This is a genomic window from Staphylococcus kloosii (genome assembly GCF_032139365.1).
Classification (GTDB): Bacteria; Bacillota; Bacilli; order Staphylococcales; family Staphylococcaceae; genus Staphylococcus; species Staphylococcus kloosii_A.
This window is the reverse complement of sequence record NZ_JAVTDB010000068.1, coordinates 1-16,507: the sequence shown is the minus strand read 5'-3', so window position 1 is coordinate 16,507 and position 16,507 is coordinate 1. Positions and strand designations below refer to the sequence as shown.

15 protein-coding genes and 1 riboswitch are annotated in these 16,507 nt (G+C 32.9%); of the genes, 8 read left to right on the top strand and 7 right to left on the bottom strand.

The window, feature by feature from the left end:
- From RPL90_RS08710 to RPL90_RS08695, 4 genes are all read right to left on the bottom strand, one after another.
- Positions 1 to 990 carry an aspartate-semialdehyde dehydrogenase gene (locus tag RPL90_RS08710; protein WP_313547832.1) on the bottom strand — a complete coding sequence of 330 codons (990 nt, stop codon included), beginning with the start codon at positions 988 to 990 and terminating at the stop codon, positions 1 to 3.
- Between the two features lie 54 nt (positions 991 to 1,044).
- Positions 1,045 to 2,247: an aspartate kinase gene (locus RPL90_RS08705; protein ID WP_313547830.1), complete on the bottom strand. Its 1,203-nt coding sequence runs from the start codon at positions 2,245 to 2,247 to the stop codon at positions 1,045 to 1,047.
- Between the two features lie 90 nt (positions 2,248 to 2,337).
- Positions 2,338 to 2,516, bottom strand: a riboswitch (Lysine riboswitch).
- Between the two features lie 144 nt (positions 2,517 to 2,660).
- Positions 2,661 to 3,491, bottom strand: a complete 831-nt coding sequence (locus tag RPL90_RS08700) for an aldo/keto reductase (protein WP_313547828.1) — start codon at positions 3,489 to 3,491, stop codon at positions 2,661 to 2,663.
- Positions 3,492 to 3,817: 326 nt separating this feature from the next.
- On the bottom strand, positions 3,818 to 5,425 hold the full coding sequence (locus RPL90_RS08695; RefSeq protein ID WP_313547826.1) for an ABC-F family ATP-binding cassette domain-containing protein: 1,608 nt from the start codon (positions 5,423 to 5,425) through the stop codon (positions 3,818 to 3,820).
- A 144-nt stretch (positions 5,426 to 5,569) separates the two neighbouring features.
- On the opposite strand from RPL90_RS08695, the gene cvfB reads away from it, so the two are divergent.
- Positions 5,570 to 6,472, top strand: coding sequence for an RNA-binding virulence regulatory protein CvfB (gene cvfB, locus RPL90_RS08690; protein WP_313547824.1), 903 nt, complete (start codon positions 5,570 to 5,572; stop codon positions 6,470 to 6,472).
- A gap of 78 nt (positions 6,473 to 6,550) precedes the next feature.
- Here cvfB and RPL90_RS08685 read toward each other — a convergent pair whose 3' ends face one another.
- On the bottom strand, positions 6,551 to 6,874 hold the full coding sequence (locus tag RPL90_RS08685; protein WP_313547822.1) for a winged helix-turn-helix transcriptional regulator: 324 nt from the start codon (positions 6,872 to 6,874) through the stop codon (positions 6,551 to 6,553).
- A gap of 106 nt (positions 6,875 to 6,980) precedes the next feature.
- On the opposite strand from RPL90_RS08685, the gene RPL90_RS08680 reads away from it, so the two are divergent.
- From RPL90_RS08680 to phoU, 6 genes are all read left to right on the top strand, one after another.
- Positions 6,981 to 7,892 (top strand): NmrA/HSCARG family protein, encoded by a 912-nt coding sequence (locus RPL90_RS08680; RefSeq protein WP_313547820.1) that lies wholly within the window; start codon positions 6,981 to 6,983, stop codon positions 7,890 to 7,892.
- A 298-nt stretch (positions 7,893 to 8,190) separates the two neighbouring features.
- Entirely contained in the window at positions 8,191 to 9,156 is a 966-nt protein-coding gene (locus tag RPL90_RS08675) for a PstS family phosphate ABC transporter substrate-binding protein (protein WP_313547818.1), read from the top strand.
- A gap of 164 nt (positions 9,157 to 9,320) precedes the next feature.
- Positions 9,321 to 10,235, top strand: coding sequence for a phosphate ABC transporter permease subunit PstC (gene pstC / locus RPL90_RS08670; RefSeq protein ID WP_398573864.1), 915 nt, complete (start codon positions 9,321 to 9,323; stop codon positions 10,233 to 10,235).
- 2 nt (positions 10,236 to 10,237) lie between these two features.
- Positions 10,238 to 11,173 (top strand): phosphate ABC transporter permease PstA, encoded by a 936-nt coding sequence (gene pstA, locus RPL90_RS08665; RefSeq protein ID WP_313547814.1) that lies wholly within the window; start codon positions 10,238 to 10,240, stop codon positions 11,171 to 11,173.
- Positions 11,174 to 11,229: 56 nt separating this feature from the next.
- Positions 11,230 to 12,102, top strand: coding sequence for a phosphate ABC transporter ATP-binding protein PstB (pstB, locus tag RPL90_RS08660; RefSeq protein WP_313547811.1), 873 nt, complete (start codon positions 11,230 to 11,232; stop codon positions 12,100 to 12,102).
- 9 nt (positions 12,103 to 12,111) lie between these two features.
- Positions 12,112 to 12,762, top strand: coding sequence for a phosphate signaling complex protein PhoU (gene phoU, locus RPL90_RS08655; RefSeq protein WP_313547808.1), 651 nt, complete (start codon positions 12,112 to 12,114; stop codon positions 12,760 to 12,762).
- Between the two features lie 192 nt (positions 12,763 to 12,954).
- Here the strand turns inward: phoU and pepF are convergent, their stop codons facing one another.
- Positions 12,955 to 14,760 carry an oligoendopeptidase F gene (gene pepF / locus RPL90_RS08650; RefSeq protein ID WP_313547805.1) on the bottom strand — a complete coding sequence of 602 codons (1,806 nt, stop codon included), beginning with the start codon at positions 14,758 to 14,760 and terminating at the stop codon, positions 12,955 to 12,957.
- A 215-nt stretch (positions 14,761 to 14,975) separates the two neighbouring features.
- On the opposite strand from pepF, the gene RPL90_RS08645 reads away from it, so the two are divergent.
- Positions 14,976 to 15,332: a hypothetical protein gene (locus RPL90_RS08645; protein WP_313547803.1), complete on the top strand. Its 357-nt coding sequence runs from the start codon at positions 14,976 to 14,978 to the stop codon at positions 15,330 to 15,332.
- A gap of 46 nt (positions 15,333 to 15,378) precedes the next feature.
- Here RPL90_RS08645 and RPL90_RS08640 read toward each other — a convergent pair whose 3' ends face one another.
- Positions 15,379 to 16,386, bottom strand: coding sequence for a siderophore ABC transporter substrate-binding protein (locus RPL90_RS08640; protein ID WP_313547801.1), 1,008 nt, complete (start codon positions 16,384 to 16,386; stop codon positions 15,379 to 15,381).
- Positions 16,387 to 16,507 lie beyond the last annotated feature (121 nt).

The following is a 16,507-nucleotide window of genomic DNA, read 5'->3' as shown; positions in this document are numbered from 1 at the left end:
TTATTTAACTCCTTTCAGACTCATTACTTGTTCTAAAATTTGTACAGCATTAAGTGCTGCACCTTTCAATAAGTTGTCTGAAGTACACCATACATGGAAAGTATTATCTAAAGTATCATCTTTACGAATACGTCCAACGAAAACTTCGTCTTTACCTGTAGAATGAATAGCTAATGGATATTCGTTGTTTGCTGGGTTATCTACAAGTACCACACGATCATCTTGATCGAACAACTGTTGAATCGCTTCTACTGAAGTTGCTTTATTCAATGTAACGCTCATATGCACGCTGTGACTATCTTGTACTGGGACACGTACACAAGTTGCTGTAACTTTTAATGCGTCATCTTTTAAAATTTTACGTGTTTCGTCAATCATTTTTTGTTCTTCTTTAGTATAACCATCTTCTAAAAAGACATCGATATGTGGTAAAACATTGTTATAAATTGGGTGTGGATATGCTTCAGGATCTTTACCATTCGCACCTTCAGCTAAATCTTGTTTACCTTTAACACCAGAACCTGATACAGCTTGATAAGTTGTATAAGCAACTCTTTCAATACCATAAGCATCTTGTAATACTTTTAAAGGTACGACTGATTGGATTGTTGAACAGTTCGGATTCGCGATAATTTTACGATTTAAAACAGGTTCATTCACTTCTGGCACGATTAAATCAATGCCTTCAGTCATTCTCCATTGACTAGAATTATCTATTACAATTGCTCCTGCTTGTTCGAAAATAGGAGAGAAGTGGGCGCTTGTACTTCCACCTGCACTCATTAACACGAAATCAAAATGTTCGCTCGCCGCTGCTTCAGTTAATTCTTGTACAGTATATGTTTTACCTTGAAATTCTACTTCAGCTCCAGCTGATCTAGCTGATGAAAATAATACTAATTCATCAAAAGCTACATTTTTTCTATCAAGTGTTTCTAACATTTTTCTTCCTACTAAACCTGTTGCTCCTGCTACTGCTAATTTTGTCATATTATATACACTCCAGTATTTTAATTTTGTAAAAATTCTGTCTTATTTTATTATTTAAATATCGAATGTTTCATATAAATGTGCAACGGCACGCTCTCCATTAAAGGCGTCGATGACATAAGAAATACTAATTTCTGATGTTGTCGTTTGGTAAAACGGAATATCATTAGCAATCAATGTCATGAATGCTTTTGAAGCAACACCTGACATGTCTCTCATTCCAGAGCCAATTAATGAAATTTTAACGTATTCTTCATTTATCTTGAAGTCTAAAGCGTTGAAATCTTCTGACAACTTCTCTAGTATATGCGTAATTTGAATTGCATCTGTATCTTTAATTGTAAATGACATCTGTAAACCTTCTAAATTTACTATTTGAGATATCATATCTACGTTAACAGAACCTTCTTCTAGTTTAGTAAATAATTGTGTTAATAATTTATTGTCCGGTAGTGGATAACTGATTGTTACGTGCATCATATGTGTATCCAATGCTACGCCAGTCACTGCTTTTTTCTCTAATAAATCTGATTGTGCCATAATCCATGTTCCTTTCACATTAGATAGAGTTCTTCCTAAATAAATAGGAATATCATAATTGTTTGCAAGTTCTACACTTCTTGTCTCTAGTACACCTGCGCCTAGTGCGCTCATCTCCATCATTTCTTCATAAGAAACATAAGATAGGCGTTTGGCTTGTTTATAAACTCTTGGGTCAGTAGCATAAACACCGTCAACATCAGTGTATATTTCGCAAGGGGTTTGATTACTCGCTGCTAACGCTACAGCAGTTGTATCTGAACCACCACGGCCTAACGTCGTTAATTCAAATGAATCATTGATGCCTTGGAAACCTGCTACTACAAGTACATCGTTCTCTTCAAACGACTGGTTAAACGTTTCAGGATTAATTTCTGCTATACGACTCTTCAAATGGTGGCCAACCGTTTTGATACCAGCTTGATAGCCAGTCATCGCCTTAGCATTTATGCCCAAATCGTTTAGCATCATGGAAAGATATGACACTGTTTGTTGTTCACCCGTAGTTAATAACAATGCCAATGCTTCGTCTTTAGGGTTTTCAGTCACTGCACTGACATTTTCCATTAATTGATCTGTGGTTTTCCCCATAGCACTTACGACAACAATAAGTTGTTCGCCGCTATCAACTCTCAATTTCAACATTTCCGCAATATTTCTAATTTTCGAAAAATCGCTGACGGACGAACCGCCAAACTTTAAAACACTTCTATTCACTTACTTTATCCTCCTCAAATGACTAGGGGAGAATCACAAATCATATAAAAAAAGAACAAGTTCGGAATGCGAACTTGCTCGTAATTTATATACAAGTGATGCACTCCATTATTTTAAAATAATGACAGACTCTTAGCTCTTAACCATAAAGTCCAATGAACGATAAGCTGCTATTATCGTCACTTCGGCATCTCACCCTTTCAAAATTAGCTACTAGCAGGTAGTTTGTTCTAATATTTACTAATGATTGATGCGCCTCATCTAATTCTTATTAAATTGGTTATGTTTCACATTATACATATAACGTTAATAGCTGTAAACCGCCAACTGGGATTTTTTTTAATTTACTGATAATTTAAATCTAATTTCACAAACTAACTCTTTGTTAGAAGTAAATTTTTGATTGTCTTTAATTAAAACTCTTCATATTCAGCAGGATTTTGGTCTTTACGTCTACCATCTTCTTTAGAAAGAAGATCTATTTGCTCTAAATCTTCACTTTCTAAATAGAAATCAAATACGTCTATGTTTTGTAATTGTCTAACATTTGACGCTGATTTAGGGATAGGGACTACGCCGTTTTGAATATGCCATTTTAATATGACTTGTACTGTCGTTTTATTGTACTTATCAGCTATTTGTTGTATAACTTCATGATTCATAATATTAACGTCTCTACCTAGTGGGCTCCAAGCTTCGATAATAATTCCTTTTTCTTGATGATATTCAAGCACGTCTTTTTGGTTAAAGAATGGATGAAGCTCGATTTGGTTAACTGTAGGTAACACACCCGTTTCTTTTTCTAATGTGTCAATATGTTCTGGTAAGAAGTTACAAACACCGATTGACTTAACTAAACCAGCTTTTTGGGCATCGATTAATGCGCGCCAAGCTTCGACATATTTGCCTTGTTTAGGGTTAGGCCAATGAATTAAATATAAATCTATATAATCTACATTTAGACGATAAATAGATTCTTGAATTGCCACCATCGCTGAATCATAATCATGATAACGACCAGGTAATTTAGATGTAACTATAATTTGGTCTCTAGATACGTGACTATTCTCAATTGCTTTGCCAACAGTACCTTCATTTTCATAATTATAGGCAGTATCTAATAAACGATAACCATTATTTAATGCATTTACAATTGCATGTACACCTTGAGTTCCGTTTAACTTATATGTACCAAAACCTAAAACCGGTAATACTTGTCCATCTAACATATTTAAATTTTCCAATGTATCGTCCTCCAATATTCAAGTTAAAAGTTATTATATAATTATAATTTTGAAAATGAAACTAACTTGCTTTCATACTTATCGTTTTTTAAGCGTAAGTGGGGGTATAAGATTTCAAAATATATACTAAAGTAGTAACATAGCAATTCTAAAAGGAAAGTGGAACAAAATATTATTTTTAAAAGAAGATGTTGTCGTCCTCCCGGCAAGGGTAACTAGTGTTGAAAGCAGCTTGATACAAGCGCATTTTCAATTCAGTCATCTACTGCTAATAAAAAATGAGCCTGAAGACAACGTTATGTCTCAGACTCTTATAATTAAATATATTAAGCGTTCTTTAATACGCCAGTTTCTTGTAAATATGCTTCATATGAAATTTCTTTCGAAAGTCCACCTGGTTGATTTAAATCAATGACACGATTCGCAATTGTGTTAATGAATTCAAAGTCATATGAAGTAAAGATAATTGAACCTTTGAATGATTTCAAACCATCGTTCACTGCTGTAATGCTTTCTAAGTCTAAATGGTTTGTTGGTTCATCTAATAGCAATACATTTGCGCTAGATAGCATCATTTTACTTAACATACAACGTACTTTTTCGCCACCAGATAAAACGCTAGCTTTTTTCTTAACTTCTTCACCACTAAATAACATACGGCCAAGGAAGCCACGTAAGAATGTTTCAGTCTGTTCGTCTTCAGGTGCATATTGTCTTAACCAATCGACTAAGTTCATATTTACGTTGTCAAAGTAGTCTGAGTTATCTTTAGGGAAGTAGCTTTGTGAAGTTGTTACACCCCATTTAACAGTACCTTCATCAGGTTCCATTTCACCAGCTAAAATTTTCAACAATGTAGTTTTAGCAAATTCGCTGTCCCCAATTAACACGGCTTTATCATTAGGATTCATAGTAAATGAAACGTTGTCTAGGACTTTTTCGCCATCAATTGTTTTAGAAACATCGTCGACAAATAGTAAATCATTACCAATTTCACGTTCTGGTGTAAATTTTACAAATGGATATCTACGTGAAGAAGGTTGAATATCATCTAATTCGATTTTTTCAAGTTGTTTCTTTCTACTTGTAGCTTGTTTTGATTTAGATGCGTTAGCAGAGAAACGTGCAACGAAATCTTGTAGCTCTTTAATTTTTTCTTCTTTTTTCTTGTTTTGTTCTTGTGCCATTTTCATTGCTAATTGGCTTGATTGATACCAGAAATCATAATTTCCAACGTAGACTTTAATTTTACCATAGTCTAAGTCGGCAATATGCGTACATACATTATTTAAGAAGTGTCTATCGTGAGAAACAACAATAACAGTGTTGTCAAAATTAATTAAAAAGTCTTCTAGCCAACTTATTGCTGGAATATCAAGACCATTGGTAGGCTCGTCGAGAAGTAGTACGTCTGGTTCACCAAATAAACTTTGTGCTAATAACACTTTTACTTTTTGATTGTTTTCTAATTCAGACATATTTTTATCTTGTAGGTCTGCGCTTATGCCTAGACCTGAAAGTAGGGAACCTGCATCCGCTTCAGCATTCCAACCGTTCATTTCAGCAAATTCACCTTCAAGTTCAGCTGCTTTAATACCGTCTTCATCATTGAAATCAGGTTTCATATAAATTTCGTCTTTTTCTTTCATTACTTCGTAAAGTCTTTCATGACCTTTGATTACAACATCTAAGACACGTTCGTCTTCGTATGCGAAGTGATCTTGTTTTAGTACTGCTAGACGTTCATTTTTCCCCATTGAAACATGACCCGTTTGAGCATCTAATTCTCCAGAAAGTATTTTTAGAAATGTTGATTTACCAGCACCATTTGCGCCAATTAATCCATAGCAATTGCCTTCTGTAAATTTAATATTTACATCTTCAAATAATTTACGATCGCCAAATCGTAAACTTACATCAGTAACTTGTAACATGCACTTACTCCTTTTATCGTTATTCTAACGGACAAATTATAACATACTTAAGCACGCGTTTCGACCTTTGTTAAATGTGTTAATGCTTGATTATCGATACCATGTTATAATGTATAAGAATAAATAAGTGCGAAGGAGACAATTATGGCACGAGACGCAAAAGATATAGTAGGCACGATTGAATTTTTAGAAGTTGTCGGCTTACAAGGTTCTACTTATATGTTAAAAGGACCTCAAGGTGAAGAAGTTAAATTAAACCAATCAGAAATTAACGAAGAAGACGAATTAGAAGTAGGTGAGGAATACAGTTTCTTCATCTATCCAAACCGTTCAGGTGATTTATTCGCCACTCAAAATATGCCTGACATTACGACTGATAAATATGATTTTGTCAAAGTTTTAAAAACAGATAGAGACGGTGCACATGTCGATGTAGGCTTACCGAGAGAGGTATTAATCCCATGGGAAGATTTACCAAAAGTTAAATCTTTATGGCCTGTAAATGGTGATCAATTATTCGTTACGCTACGTATTGATAGCGAAAATAATATGTTTGCACGTCTTGCAACGGAAACAATTGTAGAAAATACGTTTACGCCGGTAAATGACGATAGTAAGCAAAATGAAATTATTGAAGCACGTCCCTATCGTTTATTAAGAATTGGTAGCTTTTTACTTTCTAAAGATGGTTATAAAATTTTTGTTCATGAATCTGAACGTAAATCAGAACCTCGTTTAGGCGAATTAGTAAATGTTCGTATTATTGGTCATAATGACAAAGGTGAACTCAATGGTTCATTTTTACCATTATCACATGAAAGACTCGATGAAGACGGTCAAATCATCTTTGATTTATTAGTCGAATATAACGGTGAACTGCCATTTTGGGACAAATCAAGCCCAGAAGCTATTAAAGAAGTTTTTAATATGAGTAAAGGTTCATTTAAAAGAGCAATTGGACATTTGTATAAAAATAAAATCATTAAGATTGAAACCGGCAAAATCGAATTAACTAAAAAAGGTTGGAGTAGGTTAGATAATCAATAATTGTTTTATCTTTATAGTATACATTCCTAAAGACTATCATTTATTAACAAGATAGTTTTTAGGAATTTTTTTAATATATTACATATTATTATTTCCCCATGCACACATTTCTCTTGCAATAGGTAACAATGAATAACCTTTTGAACTCAACATATACTCTACTTTAGGAGGAACTTGAGAAAACTCCTGTCGTATAATCATCCCTTCGGTTTCCAGTTCTTTTAATTGTTGACTAAGCATTTTATGAGTTACAGATTTTAACTTTCTTTTTAAATCACTATATCTTAACTTTTCTTCATAACCTAGTGTGAATATTATTAACATTTTCCACTTTCCACTCATTATAGTTAAAGCATACTCAAATCCTAAATAATCTTTATTCAAATTATATTCAGTAGTCATTTAATTCTTTCCTTTCAGTTAGTAACTTACAAAAAAGTGCGTTCTTCAATTCTTATTAATTTTCCCTTAAAATATTTATTATTTCAATAAATAGGAGCTGATGTTAATGAATACGACTAGTATTAAAATTTTAGTAACTGGAGCTACGGGTACACAAGGAAGTGCTGTCGTAGAACAAGCAATAAATAATGGTTTAAAAGTTAGGGCTTTAGTTAGAGATAAAAATAGTGCTAAAGCACAGGCTCTCTCTGAAAAAGGGGTTGAGCTGATTGAAGGTGATCTTGAAAACCAAAAATCTCTGGAAAATGCAATGCAAGGCATGTATGGCGTATTCGGAGTGACTACTCCCTCTGATGAAAATAATAGGGATCAAGAAATTAAACAAGTAACTAATTTAGTAGAAGCAGCTATTAATACTAACATACAACATTTCGTTCAATCTTCTGTTGCTAGAGCTGGAGAGCATGAGGATTTCGAAGAATGGGGAAGTGGGTATTGGTTTGAAACTTATTGGATTAATAAAGCTAAAATAGAACAAATTGTAAAACATTCCGAATTAACAAGTTGGACGATTTTAAAACCAGCTTTCATGATGGAAAACTGGTTACCTTATAGAGCATCACACTTTTTCCCTCATTTAAAAGATGATGTTATAAAGTCTGCATTCGGTAAACAAACAAATATTGATGTTGTGTCAGCAATCGATGTCGGGAAATTTGCTATAGCATCTTTCGAACAATCTAAAAAGTTTAATAATAAGATTATTGAACTTGCAACTGAATCATTAACTATAGATGAAATAGCCAACAAAATTAATGAAATCTGTAATAGAAATATAACAGTTGAAAGTCTAGAACCCGTAACTGCAATTAAAGAGGGAATTAGATTTGGCATAGTAAGAGCGCAAGAGTGGAATAATGTAGAGGGATATCAAGTTGATATTCAAAAGTTAAACCAATATAACATTTCAATGACGACATTTTCAGAGTGGTTAAAACTATACAAAAATGAATTTTAGTAATGATAAAAATTATAAACTTAAATCGCTTGAATTTACGACACATACTCAAAGCCTATCACCATAATTTTTTTATGGCGATAGGCTTTTTTATAACAAATAAAAAAACTTATCGCTTTAAATTTTTAATACATTTAGACATATCACTTCTAATCTAATTGTAAATATATCCATTTTAAAAACAAAATTTTAACAAAACATTTACATTAAATAAATTTGTAATTAATAAACTACCTGTAACATAAGACTTGTAAAACAAATAAAAAAAGTAAGTCAATCTATTTAGGAGGATGTTTCAATGAAAAAATGGCAATTAATTGGTTCAACAGTAGTTGGAGCTTCATTATTATTAGGCGCTTGTAGTGGGAGCAACGGTGCTAGTAAAGGTAGCGATGTTGAAGGAAAAGTAAAAGGCGATGGTTCTTCAACAGTAGGCCCTATCATTGAAAAACTAAATGAAAAATTTGCGAAAGATTATCCTAAGGTTACAGTTTCAAATAGTACGGCAGGTACTGGTGGGGGATTTGAAAAATTCATTGCAGGTAATACGGATTTCTCCAACGCTTCTCGTCCGATTGAAGATGAAGAAAAGCAAAAACTTAAAGAAAAAGGTATTAAATATAACGAATTCAAAATCGCTCAAGACGGCGTAACGATTGCTGTTAATAAAGACAATGATTTCGTCAAAGAGTTAGATAAAAATCAATTAAAAGAGATTTATTCTGGTAAAGCTAAAACTTGGAAAGATGTTGATTCTAAATGGCCAGCTAAAAAAATCAAAGCTTTCTCACCTGACCAATCACATGGTACTTTCGACTTCTTCACTGAAGAAATCATGGACAAAGGTGATATTAAAGCAGATAAAAATGCTGATACAAATACAATTGTAAAATCGGTTGAAAATAATAAACAAGGTATTGGTTACTTCGGTTATAACTTCTACGAACAAAATAAAGACAAATTAAAAGAAGTAAAAATCAAAGACGATAATGGCAAACTAACTCAACCAACTAAGAAAACAATTCAAAATGGTTCATACGCACTAAGCCGACCTTTATACACTTACACAAATACTAAAAAATTAAAAGACAACAAAGGATTACAAGCCTTCACTAAATTCTTATTAAAAGACGAAGGTAAATCAGCTGAAAGTGCTGGATTCGTTGCACTCCCTAAAAAAGATTATAAAAATCAACTTGATAATCTTAATAAAATCTTAGAAAAAGATAACAAAGATAGCGACAGTAACAAAGACGACAAATAATACTCATAGCATTTAAGCATTACAGTTTAATATAACGCATAGTTTTACAAGAAAGTTTTATCGAATCGCCATTGCACGACTAAGCGGTTCGATAAAACTTCACTATTATATATATTTATTAATTTGGGAATTAGAAAGAAGGTTGTATTATGCCGAATGAGCATATGTCAGTTAGTGAAATGATTGCTAAAAATGACGCTAAAAAAAAGGGATTTGGCGATAAAATTGTACCCGTATTTCTAGGGATCATTGCTTTCTTTTCAATCTTAACTACAGTTGGCATTATCATAACATTGTTATCTGAAACAGTAACATTTTTCACACGTGTACCAATTACACAATTTTTATTTTCAAATGAATGGAACCCATTTTCTTCGTCACCAAAATATGGAATTTGGCCTCTCATTTTAGGTACTTTAAAAATTACTTTTATCGCAACAATAGTAGCCGTGCCATTAGGATTAGGGGCAGCTATTTACTTAAGTGAATTTGCTTCATCTAGAGCACGTGCGATAATCAAACCTATTTTAGAAATTTTATCAGGGATACCAACAATTGTATTTGGCTTTTTTGCTTTAACATTTGTAACACCAATATTGAGAGATGTATTTCCTGCACTTGGTAGTTTCAACTCTGTCAGTCCCGGTCTTGTAGTCGGCGTCATGATTATTCCATTAATTTCTAGTATGAGTGAGGATGCTATGTCATCGGTGCCGAATAAAATGCGTGAAGGGGCCATTGGACTAGGCGCAACTAAATTTGAAGTAGTAACGAAAGTAATAATACCAGCTGCAATTTCTGGAATTATGGCATCTATTGTCTTAGCCATTTCACGTGCTATTGGCGAAACAATGATTGTATCGTTGGCAGCTGGCAGTACGCCTTCAGCTTCTTTAGATCTAACAGGTTCTATTCAAACAATGACAGGCTACATCGTTCAAGTAGCAACAGGGGATGCTACATTTGGTTCAGATGTTTACTATAGTATTTATGCAGTAGGATTCACTTTATTCTTATTTACATTAATTATGAATTTAGTCTCTCATTGGATTTCGAAACGTTTCAGAGAGGAGTATTAAATATGACTCAAACTGATCAAAACACAGTAACTGCTAGTAAGTATAAATCATTAGTTAATCAACAAACTGTTGATAAACGTAATGATAGTCGTTTAAAAATAAATACTATTAATAAATGGTTATTTTTCGCCTGTGCATTGGTAGGTTTACTCTTTTTAGCGACTTTACTTATTGACATTTTGATTAAAGGTGCTAGTCATTTAACACCATCATTTTTAATGAACTTTTCTTCCTCAACGCCATCAATGGCAGGCGTTAAAGGTGGATTAATAGGAACAATTTGGCTCATGCTTACAATCATACCTATCTCTATCATTCTTGGCGTAGGTACAGCGATATATTTAGAAGAATATGCGAGTAATAATGCATTTACACAATTTATTAAAATAAGTATTTCGAACTTAGCTGGTGTCCCTTCAGTTGTTTTCGGTATATTAGGTCTAACAATATTTGTTCGAGGAATGGGCATACCAGGACTTGCGTTAAGTAATTCAGTCATAGCTGCTGCATTAACAATGACGCTACTGATATTGCCAGTCATCATCGTTGCCAGTCAAGAAGCGATTAGATCTGTACCAAGTTCTGTAAAAGAAGCGTCATTAGGCTTAGGTGCAACAAAATGGCAAACAATCAAAAATGTAATATTACCTGCAGCTATACCTGGTATACTAACTGGTTTTATCTTAGCTTTATCTCGTGCCTTAGGGGAAACGGCACCATTAATTTTAATAGGTATTCCAACAGTTTTACTCGCGTTACCATCAAGTATCTTTGACCAATTCCAAGCATTACCAATGAATATTTACACTTGGTCAAAATTACCACAAGAAGAATTCCAAAATGTTGCATCAGCAGGAATTATTATATTGCTAATCATCTTATTACTAATGAACGCTGTTGCAATCTTTTTACGTAACAAATATAGCAAAAAATATTAACTCACTGACTGTCGATATTAATATCATGTGCTAGTTTAATAAAGGAGTTTTAAATTATGACAAATACTACTAAAATAAATAGTAAAGATATTCTAAATGCACAAGCGAGTCAAAATAACACTATAGTAACGAAGCCTGAAATTCAAAATGATAAGACTACTAGTGATAGTGAGCAAAAAATTGTTTACTCTACTAAAAATTTAGATTTATGGTATGGTGAGCACCATGCATTAAAAAACATCAATTTAGATATTTTAGAAAATAATGTAACTGCAATTATCGGACCATCAGGTTGTGGTAAATCAACATACATTAAAGCTTTGAATAGAATGGTAGAACTTGTCCCATCTGTTAAAACTGCTGGAAAAATAATGTATCGAGACACTAACATTTTCGAAAGTAAACAATCTGTAGAAAAATTAAGAACTAATGTTGGCATGGTATTCCAACAACCAAATCCATTTCCAAAATCAATTTATGATAATATTACTTATGGACCTAAAATTCACGGTATTAAAAACAAAAAAGTATTAGACGAAATCGTTGAAAAATCACTCCGTGGTGCTGCAATTTGGGATGAATTGAAAGATAAATTACATGTTAATGCTTATAGTTTATCTGGTGGACAGCAACAACGTGTTTGTATTGCAAGAACGTTAGCTATTGAACCTGACGTGATCCTAATGGATGAGCCTACTTCAGCATTAGATCCAATTTCTACATTAAAAATTGAAGAATTAGTTCAAGGCTTAAAAGCACAATACTCCATCATCATAGTGACTCATAACATGCAACAAGCGGCGCGTGTTTCTGATAAAACCGCATTTTTCCTTAATGGCTATGTAAATGAATATGATGACACTGAAAAAATCTTCTCTAACCCGTTTGACAAACAGACTGAAGATTACATTTCAGGTCGGTTTGGATAAGTTAATAATATGGCAATTATTAGACAAAAATACGAAGGTCAATTAGATGAATTAGTTAAAGATTTGCGCCGTTTAGGCCTTCGTGTTTACCGTAATATAGATAACGCATTAAATGCATTAAGTGAAAATGAACGTAATTTCGCTCGTGAAGTTATTGCTAAAGATAAAGAAATAAATGAACTCGAAAGTGAAATAAACGAAAAAGTTATTATGCTTATAACGAGACAACAGCCTATAGCTGCAGATTTAAGATTAATGATAGCCTCATTAAAAATAGCCTCAGATTTTGAACGTATTGGGGATAATGCAGCCAACATAGCTGAAATTAGATTACGCGCAAAATTTGTTGATAATTATGTTTTGTCACGTTTAACGACAATGGGCAAATTAGCGTTACTTATGTTAAATGATCTTAATAGCGCTATTAAATGTACAGATATAACACTGATTAAAGAAATTATTAAACGTGATTCAGATATTGATGAATTGTATAGAAATATCGTTAATACGACCTATTTAATTGATAACGATCCTTTTGTAGCTGGGCAAGCTCATTTGGCAGCACGTTATTTAGAACGTATTGGCGATCATATTAGTAATATTGCCAAAAATATTTATTATTTTCATACTGGTGAGCGCTATGAAACAAATCACGATTGAAAAACCAATATAAAAAGAAAGCAGAATAAAAACTTTATTTTTATAAGAAGATTTTGTAGTCCCGCCCGGCAGTAGATGACTAGCGTTGAAAGCAGCTTGATATAAGCACATTTTCAATTCAGTCATCTATTGTCCATATAAAACCAAGAGCCTGAAGACAATATGATGTCCCAGGCTCTTGGTTTTAACTTTTTATGCCTCTAACTCATCTGTTAATGTTTCGAGTTCATCTACTAATGTTCCAATATAATTAATAGTAGAACGTAAAGGTTGGTCTGTGCTAATATCAATGCCTGCCGTACTAGCAAGTTCGACTGGAGATTTACTACCACCAGCTTTTAATGTTTCCAACCAAGCATCTACTGCAGGTTGTCCTTCGTTTTTTATACGTTGCGCCATAACTGTTCCTATAGTTAAACCGGCAGAATAAGTATAAGAATAAAGACCCATATAGTAGTGAGGTTGTCTCATCCAAGTTAGTTCTGCACCGTCAGTTAACTTCACAGCGTCTCCAAAGAATTCACTATAAACATTACGCATGATTTGATTTAGTACTGGTGCAGTAAGCGATTCACCATTATCAACACGCTTATATACTTCTCTCTGATAAGCTGCTTCCAATAAATGCGTTACCATATTATGGTAATACGTTCTAGAAATCATTGAGCCAATAACCCAACGTTTAAAGCGACTATCATTACTATTTTTGAATAAATAGGTCGACATTAGCATTTCATTCATCGTAGAAGGGGCTTCAACAAAGTACATTGACGCTTCAGATTCTAAATAATTTTGATGTTTTTGAGCTAATGTAAAATGACCAGCGTGTCCCAATTCATGCGCTAAAACGAATGTTTCTGCCATTTTACCTGTCCAAGAAATAAAGACATAACTATGTGTGAAATAAGGACTCGCGCAATATGCACCAGTATCTTTACCTTTATTTTGTGCAAAATCAATCCATTTATCTTGATATGCAGTTTCTACCATTTGTAAGTAATCATCGCCTAAAATACCAAGTGCACCATAGATATATGCTTTTGAATCTTCAATAGAAATATCAGGTTCATAGCTTGGATCAATGGAAATTTTAAGATCTTCAAAACGCATGACTTCTAAACCATGCACGCGTTTAAGCAACTTCGCATATTTTTGCATAATAGGAGCAAGTTCGCTCATAATGACATCAATTTGGCGATCATACATTTCTCTATTAACGTCCTGTTCTTGCAATAAATAATCAATTACTGAGTCATAACCACGTAAATCTGCTTCTATTTTTTCTTGTTGTACTTTCATATTGTATGTTGCTGCAGTCGTATGTTGATATTTTTTTAAGGCATTACTAAAAGTTTCGAAACTTTTTTGTCTGAAACCTGGATCCTCATTATCTTCATACTCATTTTCAAAAGTAGCATAATCTAATGGGTAAGTCGTACCGTTATGTTCAAATGACTCAAATGGTATATCAAGCATTTTAGTAATCCCATACAATTCAAATGGTGCCTCAAGCGTAGGTGATAGGCTAGCTAATGCTTCTTCGACTTTAGGATCTAAGTGATAAGGTTGACGATTTTTTAATTTAGTAATGAAGTGTGGATACTTCGTCTTTTTATTGAAATCGGTTAACGTTTCTTCAGATAACTGTAAAATTTCAGATTCAACAAAAGCTAATTGACTAATAATCTTACCAAAAGTAGTATTAAATTTTGAACTTATAGTTTGAGCAACTTCATCTGATGTATCTACACTTAAACGTAATTCTGCATAATTCGCCATTCGGTCAACTTGAATCAAAATATGCGAATATTCATCTAAAGCATTTTCAATCACTTTAGGTGCAGATAGTTGATTGTCGTATTGGTCTCTAAACTTTTTAGCTCTCTGTAACGTTTCATCAATGGTAGCATAAAATGCTTCATCAGATGTAAAAATATCAGTTACGTCCCATTTTTGGTCATCTGGAACATCTTTACGGAATGGTAGTGCATTACTCATTTATAATTCCTCCCCCTAATTCATCTTAAGTAGTATTATACATTAATATAATAGCGAAAATACAACGTTTGCATTTAAAATAGCCAACAGTAAAGACAGTAAATATGTCAGCTGGTTTGATAATAAATACTGCTGAAGTCCTTTTACAATAAAGCTGATTTCATATAATATAGAGGCATGTAAAAGTAAAAAACATTAAAGTAAGGGGCAATTTTATGAGTATTTTTGATATGCCAAACTATCTTTGGATTACTATAGTGGCTGCATTATTACTTACAATATTTTGTAATTTAGTATTAAATAAATGGTTTGCGCCAGCTATTATTACATTTGTAGTATTAGGGATTGCTGCATTTTTCATTCCAAATTTTGAAAACATTGATTATCAACCATTACTCGGCTATGCGGCATTTCTTGCAATTGTATGTCTAATTGTTAGCTTTCTATTGTGGTATTTCACGCGTGATTGGCGTAGAAATCGTCGCGATAAACGACTAAATAAAGAAATTAGAAAGCGTGGGGGCATTCCTAAAGAAGAAGTTGAAACATATGGCCGTCGTAATAATAAATAAAAGAAAGCGTTACAGATTATTATTAAGTCTGTAACGCTTTCTTTTATTATTTAAATGCTTTTTTAACATCATCCATTTGGTCTATGGTTGCTTGTACACCACCTTCATTAAAGAACCATTTATTAGCTTCAAACAACGTAATTTCGTTATTTTTTACCGCTTTAACGTCTTGAATGACTGGGCTATTTAATGATTCAGGCACTTCATTTGCTTTAGCATTTTTCCCTCTATATATCACAAATATTTTATCTGGATTTTTACGAACTAAATACTCATAAGAAATTACAGCACCTTTTGAATTAGCTTTCATATCTTTATCGGCATGTTTAATGCCTAAAGCTTCATTTAAAAATCCGCCAAATCTTCCTGATGAACCAAATGCCTTAATAGATTTATCATCGACATTTAACAATAACACTTTATCTTTATTAATGGCCTTTTTAGTCTCTGCTAATTTATTATCGAGTTTAGTGTTGATTTTATTAACGGCATTTTCTTTGTTAAATATTTTACCTATAATTAAGGCATTATCTTTAACAGATTGAATATAATTATCGTAGTGGGGGCTCACAAATATAATTTTGGCATTTGGCGCTGCTTTTTTCATTTCATCCAAAGTGGCGGTATGCGCTTGTCTAAATGATGCAAAAATCACTTCAGGCTTCGCTTTTGCCAAATTATTATAATTAGGGCGACCCGGATTACCTAAATTCAAATATTTAGCGTCTTTAAATTCTGCTAAATTAGTAGGTAAGAATGAACTATTTTGACCTTTAGATATTGCAACAATTTTATCTTCTAATTTGAGTGATTTCATAGTGTCTAATGCACCATAATCCATGACTGCAACGCGTTTCGGATTGATAGGGACTTCTATCGTTTCTTGTTTCATAGTGCCTCTATTATGGTCATTGTTTTTATCCTTAAATTCATATGTATGTTTAATACTTACAGTTTTTGATTTCTGTTGACCTTTTGATTGTGTAGCATTGCCACAACCTGAAATAAATACAGTTACAATCAATATCATAATTACAATGCTTAGTTTTTTCATGGTGTAATCCTCCTTAAACTTAATCATAACTTAATTGAAAATCGTTATCAATTAGTTTTTTGGAATTGAATTACATAAGTGATTATAAATAATGGGTTAAACAATCAAGATCTCTATAATA

Excerpts from the sequence above, each read along its gene's own strand:
- RPL90_RS08710 (WP_313547832.1), bottom strand. The coding sequence starts at position 990 with ATGACAAAATTAGCAGTAGCAGGAGCAACAGGTTTAGTAGGAAGAAAA.
- RPL90_RS08695 (WP_313547826.1), bottom strand. The coding sequence starts at position 5,425 with ATGTTACAAGTTACTGATGTAAGTTTACGATTTGGCGATCGTAAATTA.
- cvfB (WP_313547824.1), top strand. The coding sequence starts at position 5,570 with ATGGCACGAGACGCAAAAGATATAGTAGGCACGATTGAATTTTTAGAA.
- RPL90_RS08685 (WP_313547822.1), bottom strand. The coding sequence starts at position 6,874 with ATGACTACTGAATATAATTTGAATAAAGATTATTTAGGATTTGAGTAT.
- RPL90_RS08680 (WP_313547820.1), top strand. The coding sequence starts at position 6,981 with ATGAATACGACTAGTATTAAAATTTTAGTAACTGGAGCTACGGGTACA.
- RPL90_RS08675 (WP_313547818.1), top strand. The coding sequence starts at position 8,191 with ATGAAAAAATGGCAATTAATTGGTTCAACAGTAGTTGGAGCTTCATTA.
- pstC (WP_398573864.1), top strand. The coding sequence starts at position 9,321 with ATGTCAGTTAGTGAAATGATTGCTAAAAATGACGCTAAAAAAAAGGGA.
- pstA (WP_313547814.1), top strand. The coding sequence starts at position 10,238 with ATGACTCAAACTGATCAAAACACAGTAACTGCTAGTAAGTATAAATCA.
- pstB (WP_313547811.1), top strand. The coding sequence starts at position 11,230 with ATGACAAATACTACTAAAATAAATAGTAAAGATATTCTAAATGCACAA.
- phoU (WP_313547808.1), top strand. The coding sequence starts at position 12,112 with ATGGCAATTATTAGACAAAAATACGAAGGTCAATTAGATGAATTAGTT.
- pepF (WP_313547805.1), bottom strand. The coding sequence starts at position 14,760 with ATGAGTAATGCACTACCATTCCGTAAAGATGTTCCAGATGACCAAAAA.
- RPL90_RS08645 (WP_313547803.1), top strand. The coding sequence starts at position 14,976 with ATGAGTATTTTTGATATGCCAAACTATCTTTGGATTACTATAGTGGCT.
- RPL90_RS08640 (WP_313547801.1), bottom strand. The coding sequence starts at position 16,386 with ATGAAAAAACTAAGCATTGTAATTATGATATTGATTGTAACTGTATTT.